Origin of the sequence: Holdemania sp. Marseille-P2844, assembly GCF_900120005.1 — a bacterium.
In the GTDB taxonomy this organism is placed as follows: Bacteria; Bacillota_I; Bacilli_A; order Erysipelotrichales; family Erysipelotrichaceae; genus Holdemania.
Genome location: NZ_LT635453.1, coordinates 17,320 through 33,768 on the forward strand (window position 1 = coordinate 17,320; position 16,449 = coordinate 33,768).

14 protein-coding genes are annotated in these 16,449 nt (G+C 52.8%); 3 read left to right on the plus strand and 11 right to left on the minus strand.

Annotated features, from left to right (window positions below; genetic code table 11):
- Positions 1-9: 9 nt before the first annotated feature.
- The 4 genes from BQ7364_RS12705 to srtB form a co-directional block, all read right to left on the minus strand.
- Positions 10-597, minus strand: a complete 588-nt coding sequence (locus tag BQ7364_RS12705; protein ID WP_072685081.1) for a hypothetical protein — start codon at positions 595-597, stop codon at positions 10-12.
- An 8-nt stretch (positions 598-605) separates the two neighbouring features.
- Positions 606-1,442, minus strand: a complete 837-nt coding sequence (locus BQ7364_RS12710) for a 5-bromo-4-chloroindolyl phosphate hydrolysis family protein (protein ID WP_139248640.1) — start codon at positions 1,440-1,442, stop codon at positions 606-608.
- Between the two features lie 361 nt (positions 1,443-1,803).
- A complete protein-coding gene (locus BQ7364_RS12715) occupies positions 1,804-3,069 on the minus strand; it encodes a hypothetical protein (protein ID WP_072685083.1) in 1,266 nt (421 codons plus the stop codon).
- A 224-nt stretch (positions 3,070-3,293) separates the two neighbouring features.
- On the minus strand, positions 3,294-4,067 hold the full coding sequence (srtB, locus tag BQ7364_RS12720) for a class B sortase (protein ID WP_072685084.1): 774 nt from the start codon (positions 4,065-4,067) through the stop codon (positions 3,294-3,296).
- A 129-nt stretch (positions 4,068-4,196) separates the two neighbouring features.
- Between srtB and BQ7364_RS12725 the strand changes: the two genes are divergently transcribed.
- Positions 4,197-4,742, plus strand: coding sequence for a signal peptidase I (locus tag BQ7364_RS12725; protein WP_159432814.1), 546 nt, complete (start codon positions 4,197-4,199; stop codon positions 4,740-4,742).
- Positions 4,743-4,916: 174 nt separating this feature from the next.
- On the opposite strand, the gene BQ7364_RS12730 is transcribed toward BQ7364_RS12725, so the two are convergent.
- The 7 genes from BQ7364_RS12730 to BQ7364_RS12760 all read right to left on the minus strand — a co-directional run bounded on the left by BQ7364_RS12730 (position 4,917) and on the right by BQ7364_RS12760 (position 14,270).
- Positions 4,917-5,876, minus strand: coding sequence for a MucBP domain-containing protein (locus tag BQ7364_RS12730; protein WP_072685085.1), 960 nt, complete (start codon positions 5,874-5,876; stop codon positions 4,917-4,919).
- Position 5,877: 1 nt separating this feature from the next.
- Positions 5,878-6,648 carry a hypothetical protein gene (locus tag BQ7364_RS12735; RefSeq protein WP_072685086.1) on the minus strand — a complete coding sequence of 257 codons (771 nt, stop codon included), beginning with the start codon at positions 6,646-6,648 and terminating at the stop codon, positions 5,878-5,880.
- 13 nt (positions 6,649-6,661) lie between these two features.
- Entirely contained in the window at positions 6,662-7,378 is a 717-nt protein-coding gene (locus tag BQ7364_RS12740) for a hypothetical protein (RefSeq protein WP_072685087.1), read from the minus strand.
- A gap of 3 nt (positions 7,379-7,381) precedes the next feature.
- A complete protein-coding gene (locus BQ7364_RS12745; RefSeq protein WP_072685088.1) occupies positions 7,382-7,894 on the minus strand; it encodes a hypothetical protein in 513 nt (170 codons plus the stop codon).
- Positions 7,895-7,906: 12 nt separating this feature from the next.
- Positions 7,907-12,637 (minus strand): DUF7601 domain-containing protein, encoded by a 4,731-nt coding sequence (locus tag BQ7364_RS12750; RefSeq protein ID WP_072685089.1) that lies wholly within the window; start codon positions 12,635-12,637, stop codon positions 7,907-7,909.
- Between the two features lie 79 nt (positions 12,638-12,716).
- Positions 12,717-13,076 carry a hypothetical protein gene (locus BQ7364_RS12755; protein ID WP_072685090.1) on the minus strand — a complete coding sequence of 120 codons (360 nt, stop codon included), beginning with the start codon at positions 13,074-13,076 and terminating at the stop codon, positions 12,717-12,719.
- Between the two features lie 387 nt (positions 13,077-13,463).
- Entirely contained in the window at positions 13,464-14,270 is an 807-nt protein-coding gene (locus BQ7364_RS12760; RefSeq protein ID WP_072685091.1) for a hypothetical protein, read from the minus strand.
- Positions 14,271-14,440: 170 nt separating this feature from the next.
- On the opposite strand from BQ7364_RS12760, the gene BQ7364_RS12765 reads away from it, so the two are divergent.
- Positions 14,441-14,779: a PadR family transcriptional regulator gene (locus BQ7364_RS12765; RefSeq protein ID WP_072685092.1), complete on the plus strand. Its 339-nt coding sequence runs from the start codon at positions 14,441-14,443 to the stop codon at positions 14,777-14,779.
- Positions 14,757-16,415 (plus strand): DUF1700 domain-containing protein, encoded by a 1,659-nt coding sequence (locus BQ7364_RS12770; RefSeq protein WP_072685093.1) that lies wholly within the window; start codon positions 14,757-14,759, stop codon positions 16,413-16,415. The genes BQ7364_RS12765 and BQ7364_RS12770 overlap by 23 nt, the downstream gene beginning before the upstream one ends.
- Positions 16,416-16,449 lie beyond the last annotated feature (34 nt).

Sequence of the window (16,449 nt, forward strand, 5' to 3'; positions counted from 1 at the left end):
GATTATCCTCTAATAGACTTTCAGCGCGGCCGCAAGCCGGTCGCTGATCTCTTCCATCATCAAATCGCGTGACTGCTTCAACGCGCGCGCGACGAGCTTCAGGCCGTCGTAATAGCCCTCGTCATATTTATTGCTTCGCTGACGGGAATTCTGTTGGTAATATTTGCGGATTTCCTCGTCGACGATCTTTTCATACATCATCATATCATTCTGGTTGATCGCCATGCGGCGCAGATAGCGCTGAAGTGCATCCTGATGCCCATCGCGGTAATAGCCGCGCTGACGCGGAGGATACACGACGTTTTCCAGCATCTCCCGCACATACTCATAGCGCGTGCGGTAACGGCCGTGACGGCGATGCACGGCGGCGCTGACCGGACGTTTGCGGGTCCGGCTGCTGCCGCTGAGACCCTCCTGAATCTCGCCGCTGATCAGATCGCTCATCGTATCGTAGCCCTGTTTGCGGGCTTCCTCATTGATCGTGTCGCGCACCATCTGTCCGAAATCGGCGAGGTTGGTATTCATGAAATCTTTATCATTGAAGTGTTTATCAAACAAATCATCTAAATAATCGGTGTTTTTACGTTTCTGACTCATGGATTCACCTACTTTCTGACGCCGGAGAGCGTGCCTTCCTGAACCAGACCATCTTTTTTCAACAGGGCTTCCAGCGTGGTCATGTCAGCGGATAAACTCATCAAATCGTCTTCCGCCATCGTCGCGCTGATCGTTTTCATCGCTTCGTTGATCAGAATGATCGTCTTGTTCAGGCGATCCTCCGCTTCATGGAAATCTTCATGATTGGACGCAGACTGGCCGATGTTCTTGTAATTTTCCAGAATGTCCAGCAGAATCGGCAGATAGTATTGATAGAGCTTGTCGAGCTTATCTTTATTCTCCGGGAATTTTTCCTCAGCGATCGCCAGATGTTTCAACAGCGCGCAGGTCTGGTACAGGCCGTTAGTGATGGACTCGTTGGCAATCTCGGTATTCAGAGCGTTGATTTTTTCAATATAGGCTTCCGCCCGATCCAGCTCCGGCTGAGCCGGCTCTGCCTGCGGCAAATCGGCTTCTTCCGCCGGGACTTCTGGTTTCTGATCAGCCGTGGTCTGCGGTTTTTCTTCCGTCTGCGGCTGTTTGGCGAACTCCACCAGTAAGCGCAGAATCTCGTTATACAACCGCGGATAGCGTTCGCCGAACTCGTCGAGCGTGCCGATGCAGTCGTCGTCCTTCAGCAGGACCAGATTGCGCAGTCCGGTGTATTCCGCCTTTTCCGGCCGCAGGCTGATTTCTTCCAGCAGCGGCAGCTTTTCATGCGTGCGGAAATAGCGGCTCAGCGCTTCGTTGACCAGATCGCTCTGCCGGCCGGACAGACGCGTGCGGCTTTGTCCGGAAGAAGAACGCCGGCGGATTGTCTGCCGCTCCTCATTATTCTTTGTCACTGATTTATAAATGATGAAAAAGATGATCAGCGGAAAAAGCAGGCCGCTGAAGATCCCGCCAAATCCAAAGATAATCATAAAAAACAACACCGGAAATATCCAGGAATTTCTCATTTTGTTCCCCCTTGCTCAAGTTCTGGAGCGCTAGTCTGATTTTATAAACTCGCGTTTATTATACCATGATTTAAAACGTGTGCGCGGGAAATCGTTCACGCTTATGACGCTTCAAACCGCACTCAAGACAAAGATTTGAAAAGCGGCCTGAAACAGGCCGCCCGCAAATCTCAATCACCGATGAAATAAAGCTGAAATCCATCTATATCCTCCGGATTCCTGTTTTACCCCATTCCGGGAGTTCTTTCTATAACGTTGCCAGCCAGTCGCCGATCTCACGGATCAGCTGTTCTCCGGCGCCCTTTTCAAACGGACTGCTCATCGCTTCGTAGAACTGCTGGTCATAGGCGTTTTCATCCGCCATATACAGCGAATAGCCGTTGGTGTAGCCGATGAATTCCGCGTTCCAGCGCGCCTTCACCGGATTGCTCAGCTTGCTGAAAAGCTCGACCGGCACGGTGATCAGCTTGACGGAAGGCAGCTGAATGCAGGAAATTGACAGCGGGATCTCGCGCAGACCGGAAGCGTTGCGGCAGGACAGTAAATTATTCTCCGCACCTTCTTTCAGCGATTCCAATAAACGCAGTGCTTTGGCATCAGCGCCTTCGCTGCGCGCCTGTTTGACCTGTGCGCTCAGCGTCCTTACTTTTTCTTCCGCGACTTCAACCGAATCGAGGACCTTGGCCTTCACCATGAAGGTTTTCTGATGAACCTCAAGCGTCAGATTCGCGCCCGGGGACAGCGGCTCCGGCTGGTTCAGCAGCGTTTTCAGCTGATCGGCCGCCAGCTGCGCCATTCGCTCCATTTCCGCAAAGCTGGATTCCCGGCGGGTAAACCGTGTGCTCATATCGCCGCAGCTGCCGTTGACGAAGGCGACCATCTCCGCATCCGCGAAGCAGCTTTCCAACGCGCCCGGAAAGTCTGCGCTCAACATCAGATTTTCGCCGTTGAGCACCGTCGGATGACAGGCCATGCGCGTCCATAGACAGCGTTTCTTATCCTGCGTGATCAGTTCCAGAACAAACGCGTCCTGATCGCTTGGCAGCGTTGGATCATGCCGGTCGGTCCCCAACCCGCTGACGGTGCCGCGCAGAATCCGCCACGAAAACGGTTGTTTCTGCGTCCGCAGCCGCTCGACACCCGCCGCAATCCGCCGGGCGGTTTCCGTTACATAACAGGCGTTATACTCGCCGAAAACAGGTTCCAGTCCCTTTAGAATTCCCTGATCGCAGCGCACCGTGCCGCAGGGGCCGGAATGCGTATGCGTCGAAGAAAGGATCAGATGCGGCGCATGAATCCCCGTTAATTCCGCAATCTGTTGGTAAAGCATGGCGTCCGCCGCACACCAGTCGATCTGGATCCACAGCGTCTCCTGTTCCCCGCTGAACAAAAGCAAACGGGCATACAGCGGATCATGGGCAGTCTGTGCCCAGCGGATCTTGCCGAAGCCGGAAAGCCGGACCGGCAGCGCCGGGGTGACGTCGATTTTTTCAAAGCTGACCTGCATTGTCATATCAAAGTTTCCTCCCTTTTCCTTAGTCTATCATGGAGGCGCAAACCTGTCGAATAAATTATTCACAAATCATATATAATTATAGAATTTATTATTTTCTCCTGATAAATCTTTCCTCAATGTCCACAAGACGTGTTAAACGCGAGCACAGGTTTCAAGGATTTCCACGAAGCTCCGGTTTCACGATGCGGTAAAAAAAAGCAGAGCTGGATCGCCCTGCTTTCTCATGAATTATGCGGCTGGACAGACTCCAGCCGGGCATGAACGACAAACCGGCGCTCCCCGTTATCCGAACAGGTCGACAACGTCAGAACCGAATCCGCCCGGGTTGCTTCCACATCGGTTTTGTATAACGCCCGTTCATGAAAGCCCTGGATGAACTCCGCGTAGGTTTCATCGTGACCAAAGCCGATCGTATAGACGTTAAACGCGTCCGGCTGCGCATATTCAACGGAAAATATCCGATATCTCCGTGTTTCCGCAGGCAGGCTGATCGTAATCTCTCCGCCGAATTGGGAATAGAAATCCGCATTGGCATACTGCTTCAAGCTGCCGAACATACTTCCGTCGTTCATACTGTGACCATAGAGAATCGTATGCAGGTCGTTAAAGTCCGGCTGATTCTCCCATTCCATGAAAATCGCTCCATACCGGCTGACGCGGTCATCCCAGGTATGGCGCAGATAATATGTATCATCAGAGCCTTGAACGATCGGATAATCAATAACTTCCAATCCGGCAATGCGGATCCAGCCGACCACATGCTTTGACACGCAGCGCAGTCCGGCAAAATCCACAGAAAAGTCCGCAGCATCTTCAGAACCCGCCGGCTGCGCGCTCACATAGCGGCTGACAGCCTCTTCCCGGGCTTTCTGATGATTCCGGCTTTCCTCAATATAACGGCTAAATTGAAAAGCGCAGTAAACCAACACGCCGATGCAGACAGCCATACCGGCAAAGATCAAACGCTCCTGTCCGGTTTTTTTTCGTTGCTTCATCCTGCTCCCCCCTTTCTGTCTGAAGCGCTGACAACGCTCACTGACGTTTTCCTCGCTTCCCTCTGTCTTTTAATTTGACACTGCCCGTCAAATCGCTTTACAATGAAGATAAACGTTAGGAGTCTGAATATGAAAATACAACCGCAAATCAAAACGGATTTATCCTCGCCAGGACAGCGCCGGCTGAGCGTTGTCTATCATGGCGCCGGTCTGATTCTGATTTCAGTTTCACTGTTTCTGATTTTATTTTTGACCCTGCCCCCGCTTTCCGGGCTTCATCTTTACGCCATAACCAGCGGCAGTATGGAACCGGGTATTCCCACCGGCAGTCTGGTCTGCGCAAAATCGGCGGATCCCGCTGCCGTTTCCAGCGGCGAGGTCATCGTTTTCCGCGCAGGCGCGGCTTCATCCTCCGTCGTCACCCACCGGGTCGTGGAAAATCAATCGGAACATTCACAGTTGATCACAAAGGGCGACGCCAATCAGGCGGAAGACCGCGAACCGGTCGCGTATGCCCGCTTCATTGGCAAAGTCGTCGCGGTCTTTCCCGGGCTGGGCCCTCTGGCTTTGTTTTTATCCAGTCCTTCCGGCAAATTCATCATGCTTGCGCTGTTGGCGGCCGCCGCCCTTCTGATGTTTCTGGGCGATCAGCTGAAAAAGCCTACCCGGTCTTAGCAAGTTCATATTTCCATTCCTCTTAATCAGTCAGACAACAGAAGGACACCCTGCGATGTCCTTCTGTTTTTACTTCTGTTGTCCGTATCGTTTTTTCAGAATGGACCCGCCGGAATCCTTTCCATTTTAAATCATTCTGACGAGGAAATAAATCCGGACCGACTCTTTTCTCCTTTATTCCTCGCTGTCAGCTTCTTTTTCCTTCTTCATAACCACGATAATCAATCCGATTACAGCGATCAGGGCAACGATACCGCCGATCATGAAGAGATTCATTCCGCCTGCCGCCTGGCCGCCGCTTTGCGGCGTTACCGCTTCTTCCACCGTTTCCTGCTGCGGAACTTCCTGGCCGCCGTTTGTCGGGGTGTTGTTATCTTCTACAACTTCTACCGGCTGCTCCTGTTGGCCGTTATTGACCGGCGGCTGCGGATTGTTGACCTGAACCCCGATTGTATTCGTCACTTCTTCCGTGCGCGTTACGGTCTCCACGTTCGTGTTGGTCGTCGTGCGGACGGCGGAGGCTTCGTAGACAAACGTAAATTCATTCTCCGCGCTCTCCGCAGCCAGACGCGTGTTCTGAATCAGCTGCTGGCAAGCCGGCGTCGGCACATAGCCGTCGATGTTCAGCATGGCTGCCGAAATCGGATCGCCGATCGTGGCATAGAATGTCTGGGAAGCAGCCAGCGTCTGTCCTTCGGCGTCTTCGTAATGAATCGTGTAAGCCACCAGATTCCCCGGTACGCTGTACGCCACAACGTAGCTGGCGTCGCCTTTTACCGTAATGACTTCATTGTTTTCCACGACGGCGTCGCGCCCGCTCAGGCGGTAGCCGCGGACATGATATCGACCATCCGCGTGCGTCACCGCGCCTGCAGTTTGAACATTCAGCTGCACGGCGTCGCCATAATGCAGTCCGGAAATCGTCACTTCATGATCCGTTGCGGTTGCCTGAACCGGATTACCGTTGACCGTCACCGCATCAGCCATGATTTCAGTAAAGGCTCCGGAACCGGAGGACAGCGTAAGCGAATAGCCATAGCCCTGATTTTCTTCCGCCCTCAGCGCCGCAGCCTGACTGGCGATCAACGAGCATAACGTCAAGAATGTGACAAGCGCCCGCATCATTTTCTTCATCTTACCGTTCCTCCTTTGCTTTTCTGCGTTTATTGATTCCGATCAGCACGATCAGCACGATCACCGCGCCTACGGCCAGTGCGCCGAGCAGCGGCAGCGAGCTTCCATCGGAAGTCAGCGGGGAAACAATCGTTTTCACCACGGTATTCACGATCGTGTTCGTTTTGGTTTCATTGACCGTTACGGTCGTCTCGGCAATCTCTGCCGCGAAGTACAGCGACAAAGCCGCTGATTTGCGCTGATAGGCGTTTAACAGCGTTTCCCCATCCAGTCCCAAGGTTAACGTTACCCTGGCCTGTTCGCCATCCGCCAGCGTATCCAGATACAGATAATCGCTGCCCAGCGTCGGATTGATCTGATTTAAGCCCGCGCCGCCTTCCGTGCTTTCCCCGCCGACTGAGCGGCTGTCGTACAGCACCTGGGTCACAGCTGAAGCCCCCGGTTCCGTATAGGTTAACTGATAGGTATACGCGCCATCGGCCGCATCCGCTTCTTCAAAAATATCCAGAATATTGTTCTGAATGTACCAGTCTGCTTTTTCCCCGCAGACATTCTTCAGTGTAATCTCAATGCTGACGGTATCGCCCGGCTGCAGATCACTGAAGGAGTCAGCGAAATCCGCGGCGGTATAATTGGCTTTCATCTTTTGCCCGTCAAACGCGACCTGCCATTGATCCGATCCAGTCTGACTTTCTGCGGATACCGGCGTTGCCAGCGTGATCAGAAACCCGGCGGCGATCAGAAAGCTCATGGCTTTTTTCATCATCTTCATGTTAACTTTCCTCCTATTCCGCCAAACTTAAAGTTCCATCATCCGCAATGTTGACCTTCACGCCCCAGGCGCTTAAGATCGCGTCCTGTGCGTTATTGACCTGCACGGCGTCCACTTCGGCGATCAGCTGCAGCTGCACGCTGTCCGCATCGTAATCATAAGAAGACACGACCGATCCATTTTCCAATTCGGTGTGGGTCAGGATTGAAGCGACTTTCGGATCGACGGAGATTTCTGTATTGAACATCACCGTTTCCGAAGCTTTTACAATGTGTTTTCCATAGAGAACAACCTGTTCTTTGTTTCCGGAGGCAGGAGCAACAATCCAGTCGGTATCCTTCAGCGACAGCCGAATCAGCGCCGGATCCAGTTCCGTTTCCGGAATCTCGGTCACCGTCGTTGATCCATCTTCGTTTTTGACCACTTTGACCCAGCGCCGGGTCACGATGACGCGGATATATTCCTCGACCTCGCCGGTATTCACAGCGCTGAGTTCTTCGGTGTAATTCTTGCCGGGAATGACGTTTTCCTTAAACGTATTCGTCAACAGTTCGCCTTCGTTGGGGATCAGCACGCCGTTTTCCACAAGCCCGACCGTTAGTTCGCTGGTCGCGATTTCAGCCGTATATTCTTCATTGCGGGCTGCCGGAACTGCCCGGGCCGCACCGACGCCCAGGGCGATGACCAGCACGGCCGCGCAGGCGATCAGACCATATTTTATTTTACGCACCGCTTATTCCCCCTTTTCCATTCCATGGGACCAGCTCAGGTTCCAATCCGGATGATCGCCGTCATAGAGCGCCTGAACGCTTTCATGAACGACGACGATCTGGAAATCCTGCGTCAGGCTTCCGGCCTTCGTTTCGTCGACATCCACCTGAACGACCGTGGTGCTCGCTTGCGGCTTCAGCACTTCTGTATAAATCCAGCAGTTTTCCGCTTCCTCCCAAACCCAGCCGGCGCCGGCAGTGATCTTGACATCCAGATTGTCCAGCGCAGGATAGAAAATCCGCAGCCGGACAAACGCTTCCGACGTTCCGGTATTTTTAATTTGAATCTGTTTATCCAATCCGTTTAAGATCTCGATGATCTCCGTATGGGAAGGCTCCAGCGCAACCGGAGCGGTGCCGGCAGCCGTCGTATAATCCGTGAAATAAGCCAGCGACGGATTGACGGCGAAGCCCAGAACGAGTGCCATGATCAAGGCGATTGCTCCGTAGGGCTTTTTCCAGAAATTCTTTTTCATTGGTACTCCTCCTTATTCAGCCTTCTCGTAAACCGGCGTGACTTCGATCTTTCCGTTGTCAACGGCATACTTGTTGATCACGCCGCTGCCGCTGTTCTGATTTTCGTTGAAATCGTTGACGGCCGTCACCTTCAAGCCCAGCCGGCGTCCGTTTTCATCACTCATCAGCGTAACGCCTTCCGGCATCTGATCCGCCGACGCGCTCCAGAGCGAGACCGGCAGCTGGAAGGTATCCGCCCCTGCGGCATCATACACGCTGCCGCTGTAAATTTCTTTCACTGTGTAGTTCAGTCCGTAAGGGAGATCGTTGATTTCCACGGTTTCAGAACCCGCGCTGTTGAAAGTGAGCGCGACGATGTTGTTATAGGCTCCTGCCGGATTGTTTTCATCCTCCGGTGTGCCGGTGATTTCAAAAACGAAGGTTGCGCCTTTGTACGTTTCGCTGTAACGCTGCAGCTGTTTCTCAATCGCCAGGTTGACCTTGGCAATGTTTGTGTAGGCAATCTCGATCGCCTTGTTCATCACGACGCCGGAGGCCGTGCGGTCTTCCGTGAAGACCTCGTCAATGTAGACAAGATAATCACCTTTGGCTTCTTCGATGGAATATTCCGTTCCCTGCGTAAGACCTGTTAACGTAAACTGCTCGCCGCCTTTTAAGACGATCGTCAGGTTTTCCGAATCGTAGACCGGCTTCAGCTTGCCTTTCTGGCCGTCGGCCGACGTGATATAATAGGACAACTTGTTTTTTGTCGGACCCAGCTTGACTGTAAATTCAAACACCGCGTCGGAAGGCTGCGGCTCGATCACCGTTTTTCCAACAGAGAGGGTATAGTTTTTGACCTGCGCATCCTTGCGGTTATCCAGTTTGACCTGATAGAAATTTTCAACTTCGAATTCGCCGTTGAACGGTGCGTCGGCCTTGACCTTTTCGCTGATGATCGCCGAGTATCCGTCGATTCCCGCTTCCACGATCGTCCAGTCATGGCCAGGTTCCAGATTCGTCCAGATATAATTCCAGTTATTGTCCTCGGACAGGATGACCGAGGCGTCTTTGCGGGTCGTTTCATCGATCGATACGCCATCGCGCATGAGGTAGACCAGCACCTGATCCGGATGTTCTTTTAACGGTTTGCCATTGGCGTCAGTCCAGGTCTTGATCACCTGCAATGCCTCGGTATCGGAGCCGATCTGTAAATGACCGTTGTTGGCGATCGCGAAGCCCGGGCCGCCGCCCCGGTTTCCGGTCACGACGACGCCGTGCGCTTCGGCCGCTTCTTTAGCCCATTGTCGGGTCTGCTCGGAAGCCTGGCTGATCATCGAAAAGGAATTTGACGTATACTGGTAAGCGCTGCGGTCAAGCACTTCATCCGGATTGCTGCTGCGGACAAATGTGATCTCGCCGCCGCCCGGCGCTACGTCGGAAACGTAAACTCGATTGCCGTCCCGGCCGCTGTTGTGATAAATATCCGTAGTTCTGTAATTGTTCTTATCTTTGTTGTCGATGATCAGTGCGCCGTTGATCTCAAAGATCGCCGTTTCCCCAGTCGGGCAGGTATACAGCGCGCCATAGTGCGCATAACCGCTGGTCGAGCGGTTGCCGCTCGCATACAGGTTCTTCATTTCTACCGAAGCGTTCTGCTGGATCGAGATCGCACCGCCGCTGACATACATGGAATTGGCCGTGGATTCATTGTCGGTAAAGGTCGCAAGATAGATCTTGCCCTGCGACGAATATTCGTAACAAATACCGCCGCCTTCGCTGACGCTGGTATTCTGGGTAACAAGCGTCCGGCCGTCATACAGACCGAAGTTCACCGTTCCTTTATCGCTTACGTTGACGCCGCCGCCATAAACCGCGGAATGGTTGCCGATAATCGTGCCGCCGTCAAAGTTAACGACCGCCTTATATCCCTGGACATAAACGCCGCCGCCCAGCTTTGTCGCATGATTGCCGCGGATTGTACCGCCGGTCATGTTCAGCAGGCCCTGATTCACGATAATTCCGCCGCCGTAGTCCGCAACGCCGTTTTCAATCAGCGTCGTTCCAGTGATGTTCAATTTGGCGTTGCTGCCGACCGAAATCAGCGAATTCCGGCTTTCAATGCTGGCGCCGTCCAGATGCGCGCCGTCCAGCGTCACTTCGCCTTTGATCTCAAGCAAAGAGGAGTCGTGGTGCTCGCTGCAGCGGACCAGCGTCAGTCCGCGCTGATTCAGAATTTCCTCATCGGCCGCCGTGACCGTGACAGTAGTGCAGACATAAATTTTATTCAGTCCCTGATCCTGCGCTGCCTGCGCCGCTTCCGCCAACGTCCGGGTTACCTGGTCGTTTTCGCCGGTATGGAAGGTTTCGTCGGCTGCTAAATAAATTCGCTTCGGTACTTCCACCAGACTGTAATAGCCCTGATACAAGTCCTTTAAATTTTTCTGCGTATAGAGGTTCAGCGTATAGATCGCGTCTTCCGTTTCCGTTTTCAAGGCCGATTCCGCGATGTTGATGGTCGCTTTGGCGGACGCGGTGTTCGCCGCCAGAATTTCAGAGGAAGCGCCGACAGCGCCGGCCTGACTGTTGACCATTGTATCGTGCGGCGTAAAGTTCTTGTAGATCCGCGTGCCGTCGTTCAAGTTCAGAACGGCTCCGGAGACCGGCGCCAGAAACAGGCCGCCGCCAACGCCTTGAAACGTCTTGTTCGCGGTATTGCCGGTAATGATCACATCCGCCAGTGTCGTCGTTTTGATCTTATTGAGATAAATCCCGCCGCCGTTATTTTCCGCCGTGTTGTTTTCAATCCGGCCGCTGATCTCGACGTGAATCTCGTTGGCGCCGCTGGCATTCAACGAGAGCGCGCCGCCATTGTATTTGGCACTGTTGTTGATCGCCGTGATGTTCTCGAATTGAAGATTCCGGTTATTCGGGATGGCGTTGATCAATACGGCGCCGCCGCCGTTGGTTGCGAACTTCGACGTCGCGGTCGACTGGTTCCCGTCAAAGAGCGTGTTCTGGAACAGGCAGTCTGCCGTCGGTTTATTCAGATAAATCGCACCGCCGCTGGACGCGGAATTTTGTTTGAATTCGGAATCCTTCACTACCAGACTGCTCTCGGTTACGTAGACCGTACCATTGCCTGAGGTCATATTGTCGTTGATTTTAACGTTTGTTAACGTCACCGGAATTTTCTCGGCAGAGATCGCTGCGCCATAGCTGCTCAAGGCTTGCGAACCGGTGATTGTCGTGCCGGCAATCTTCAGCGAAGCGTCAGCGTTTGTCTGTCCCTGGATACTCAGCGCACCGCCGTTGCCTCTGTTGGCCAGCGGTTTATTGTTTGCAAACTGCCCGCCGTTGATCGTGACGTTGAAGGTCGGGTTGGAGTTGGCGTTATTGATTGTGGCGTAGAGCGCGCCGCCGTTAGACAGATACCGGTTATCGGCAAACTCGCAATTTTCAACTGTCAGATCAATCGTTCTGCCAGCGGCCTGACCGTCGATGATCAGGGCTGCTGCGCCGCCATACTGCGCCAGATTTCCCCTGAACGTTGAATTGGTCAATGAGAACGCCAGCGTTTGATCGGCGTCGTCGGAGATCATGGCGACCGCGCCGCCGTAAACGACGTCACTCACCATTCCTTTGGCTGCGCCGTCAAACGTACAGGCGTCCACGGTCAGATTTCCGTTAACCACCAGCACCATGCCGCCTGCGGATTTTCGGTTGCTGTTGATCAAGATTGTTTCTTCGTTGTCAATGTTGTATCCGCCCAGAAATGTAACGTTCGTTACCGATACATCGGCTTCGTTGGCGGTAATCAGACGGTAAACATCCGCCGCCTCCATCGTTCCGTTTTCAATTTTCAGGGAACCGCTGCCGACGGTGATCGCCGATGCGCCGTTTGTCGTCCAGGTCTTTTCGTTCAAATGAATCGTCAGCTGCGCAAATTTCGCCTTCGGTACGGTCACGCTTTCGGCAACGTCAGTTTGAAGCTCGATCACCGGATTGGCATCGTTTGCCTGCGCGGCGGCGTTGATGGCCGCCTGCAGCGTCGCGTAAACGTTATCGTTATACCCGGCTGCCGCCTTCGTCGTCATCGTGATGACATAGGTGGAAAAGCTTTCTGTTTCAAAGGTAATTTCAGTAGTTTTGGCATTTTGCGCAGAGGCGACGACTTCAGCCGCCGCGTCGTCCGGCACGTGCACAACCTGCACTTCCGACTCCTGAGCAACTTCTGAAAGGGTTTCCGTCAGCGGCGCTTTCAAGCTGATATTGACGGAAACACCGCTGTCCGGCTCCACTTCTTCCCCACTGTTCACCGCGTAAAATGTAAGATCATAAGCGGCCAGAGCGACGAGGAGCTGCGTTTCATCCAGCGCGTCTTCAACCTGATCGGCCACGGCTTCCAGTGCCTCCGGCTGCGTAATCTTTTCAGCCTGCAGCCGGACTTCTTCACTAAATGCGCCTTCCGGTGCGGATACCGTGATGATTGCGTCTTCCGTTTCAGCGGTATAGACGGCGGCAGGCATGCGGGTTTCCTCTTTTTCCAGTGCTACGACGACAGTGACATCGTCTTGCGCTGAGGCAATGGAATATTGCACGGCTACTTTTTCAGCGCCGTCTGTTTCTGTTTCATCCGCCGTATTCATCGGCTCTGTCAGTTCATCGTTCACCATGACGCTGACGATCTGATATCCCTGAGCCGGTTCAACCGTGAAGACAGCTTCGTCTTCCGCATTCATGCCGGATGGGCCTTCGATCATTGCCGCTGCTTCCGGCTCGATCACATAGGTGATCTTGTAATCGAATGTTTGTGAATTTTCAAGATCGGGATTCAGGATTTCATCGCCCGCCGGCGTCGAAGTCGGTGACTTCCGGGGTGGCTTCCGGCGTCGAAGTCGGCGTTGTTGCCGGGGTGGCCTCCGGAGTCGAGGTCGGCATGACTTCCGGGGTTGCCGTAGGCGCGACTTCCGGGGTCGGCGTCGGCGAATTCACCGGATCAGCCGTCGCCGGAGTGTTCCCGGCTTCCGATTCCTGATCATTATTCTGACCCTCCCGCATTTCCGTATTCCCTTCGCCCGGCTGTTTCGGCTCAGCGCCTTCCGCCATGACGGACTGATAGTTTATTGCGGTCAGAGCCAACATCATGGCTACGCCGGTTTTCAACAGCTTATTCATCAGATTTTGTAGACTTCTTTGCATTTTCCTGCTCCTCTCAGAATATTTGAAACTTTTATACCGTGGAATCCGAATTCCTTTGCACTCAGGATACCGGTCCTGGCGGATTCTTCTCTGTCAGTCCGTTACGGAAGTTCATCCTGGACCTCTGCGCGGACTGCCGCAGCGTCATTTTTTGATCAGATTTCCCGGGAAGGGGAAAGATCATTCGGTTTAAGAACCAGAATACCCGTTCTTTTTGCACTCGATGCACCTCCTGATGGTTATATCCTATCAAAGCGAGGTTATTTTTTGGTTAGATTTTCTACTTATTCCGGATTTTTTAAGCGATTGCTCAATGAAAAATGCCGAAACACAAAAAAAAAGACAGTCATGAGTGATTTTCCCATGACTGCCGCTTGATTTACTGGGTTAGATGCTTCTCCACAGTTCGCTGTAAGAGATGAACGGGATTTCGTCAGCGTTGATCTTCGCCTGATTGCGCTGTTTCTTGATGTTGCCTTCATGAACGTTCTGAAGCATGTCTTTATTGACCATGTACTGAACGTAAACCACTTTTTTCAACAAGAACCAACGAACAACCAGCGAATAGATCGCCGCTTCTTTGTCTTCCGCTTCGTGCAGCTCGGTTTCCGCATTTTCCCTGACGGCTTCCGCTTCGTCCAGCGCATCCTTCTTCAGCTGTTCATAGTTGGAGAAACGGCTGCGGTCCGCTTCCCGCTGCAGTGCGCCGGCCTTGACGCTGAACAGCTTGCGGAACGTCGCCAGAACGCCGTCGACACTCTCGGCGGTCACTGCGACCAGCTCGTTCTTGCAGTCGGCCAGGAAGCTGTATGGCTCCGTCAGCGTATAATAGAGACCCTTGGCATACAGATAGCTGCGGTCGCTGTGCTTGACTAAGATCAGCGCGCGTTCGGCATCGTCCTGCTTGCCATAAACGATGATCGGGCAGATCACCGGATGCCCCTGCAGCTTAAATGCATCTTTATACCGGATGATCTGATTGGAAATCACCTGCCGGTTGATATCGGCGCGCAGATTCACGCAGATCTTCAAATCATGATTTTCTTCAAACAGTGCGTGCAGGATATCCTTCATCGGCTGATCTTCGGAAGAATCAATGACTTCCAGGTAATCTTCCAGGTAGCCGTTGAACTCGCACAGCTCTCCTTCTTTTCTGACATCTTTAATTTCTTCTAAGATTTGATAAATTGCCATTTCGTTTGGTCCCCCTGTTTCGTTTCTTCTATATCTGTTTTATCACAATCAGGCAATAAAAAAAAGTAAAATTTGTCCCCAAGCCGTAAAAACTGGCAAAATTATCTTGTTTAGCTACTTGACAATGCAAAGTAGTGGGTTTAGCATGGTAATCAGAAGGAAGGATCGCCATGAACGCACAATTTAAAAAAGGCGTGCTCGATCTGGTCGTCATGGTTGTCGTCAGTCAGCACGACATCTATGGCTACGAATTGGTCAAGCGGGTCTGCGAAGTCGTCGAAGTCAACGAAGGCACGATTTATCCGCTGCTCAAGCGGATGACCAACGAAAAGTATTTCGAAACCTACCTGGTGGAATCTACCGAAGGACCGCCGCGCAAGTATTACCGCATCACCGCGCTGGGATTGACAACGATGAATCAGCTCAAAACGGAATGGCTGGCATTTTCCAAGCAATTAAATCTATTCCTGGAAGGGGGAAATCACGATGACCAAGAAGGAATTTCTTGATAAATTAGAACACAAGCTGCATCTGCTGAAACGCGATGAAATCCAGGATATTCTGGACGAGTATTCCGGGTATATCGACAACAAGCTGCAGGAAGGCAAAACCGAGGATGAAGCGGTCGCCGACTTCGGCAACCTCGACGATCTGGCGCGGGAAATTCTCAGCGCGTACAAAATCAACGAAAAGTACACCCGCGATTCAAGCCGGGATATCATCGACAATGTGGTGGACGTGATGACCCAGGGGATCGACTCCGTGGTCAGCTACTTCGCCGGACACTTCAACACCCTCAGCGTCGAGGCCATGATCCGGCTGATCGCGCTGGTATTGATCGCACTGGTGATCGTCGGTTTGATGAAAATCCCGTTTTCCCTGCTGGAAGCCCTGATCGTCAGTCTTCTGCGCGCCATCCTGCCGGGCTTTTTAGCGGCAGCTTTGAACTTCTTCGTTCGTCTGGCGATCAACCTGATTTATCTCTGCCTGGTCGTCCTGCTGATGGCGAGCTTTATTTCTCAGGGTTTGGAAAACAAGCCGGTCACCCTTCGGGATTTGTTTGAAAAACCGCTCCGGTTCAATTTCGGCAGGCGCCATGACGACGCCTGCTCTCCCCAAAGCGGCGTCCCGCAAACTGTAAATTCAAATCTTGCGAAGACGGAAAACGAAGCAGCGCAGCAGCGCAAAGAGGAAGAAGCCTTTGCCCAGGCGGAAACGGCGGCGAAGACGGAAGAGCAGATCGCAGCGGAAATCGACGAGGCGTTCAGTCAGGAATTCGACGAACCGCGGATTCTGGAAGATCCGATCGATCCGCTGATTCAGCCGCGCGGCCGTTACCCTTATTATAATAATGAGGAAAAAACGGCTGAAAAGCAGGGCTGGGGGATTGGAAAAATTGCCGCCCGGCTGATGATCGGGATCGTCCAGCTGATCACGCTGATGATTCTGATTCCGCTGGGACTGGGCGAGTTTGCGTTCTGCTTTGCCTTCGGCTTGTTGGTTTTCCTGTTATTTCAAGGCGCGAAGCTGTGGGGCCTCATGTTGATCTGTCTGGGTTTGATCGGGATTTTCCAGACGGCGGTCGCCGCCTTGTGGCGGATCGTGCATCCGGCGACGAAAAAACGGCCGCTGTTGATCGCGCTGATCATCAGCGTGGTGATCACAGGCATTGGCGTCCCCTTGACGATGGTCGAATTCTCCAGTTTTAAAGAGGTTCCGATCCGCCAGGATTTCCCGGAATTGTTTCAGCCGCAAATCATCCATCTGATGGAAACGGATGATCTGGACAGAGTTTATTTATCGTTTGCTTTTGACGAGATCGTTTTCCGCGAGAATCCAAAGCTGGGCTACGGCAGTTTGCAGCTGATCCTGCCGCCGGGCGAGTATGAACCACGCTATAACGACCAGCTTAATCCGCCGAATTACGAATATGTTAAAACCGTCAATATCGTTGCGATTCACGGCAGTTCGGACAAATTCCGCACGGCGCTGAAGATTCTTCTGCGGGGCATGCGGGAAGGAAAAACATATACAATGGACGACGATGGCATGCGATCGGCCCCATTGATCGTTGAAGCTTCGCATCCGACGCTTGAAAAACTGGCGATGGACGAGAATCAGACACTTTTGTTGATTAATCGCTGACAGACGAACCTGAAATTCGTCTGTTTTTGCGTTT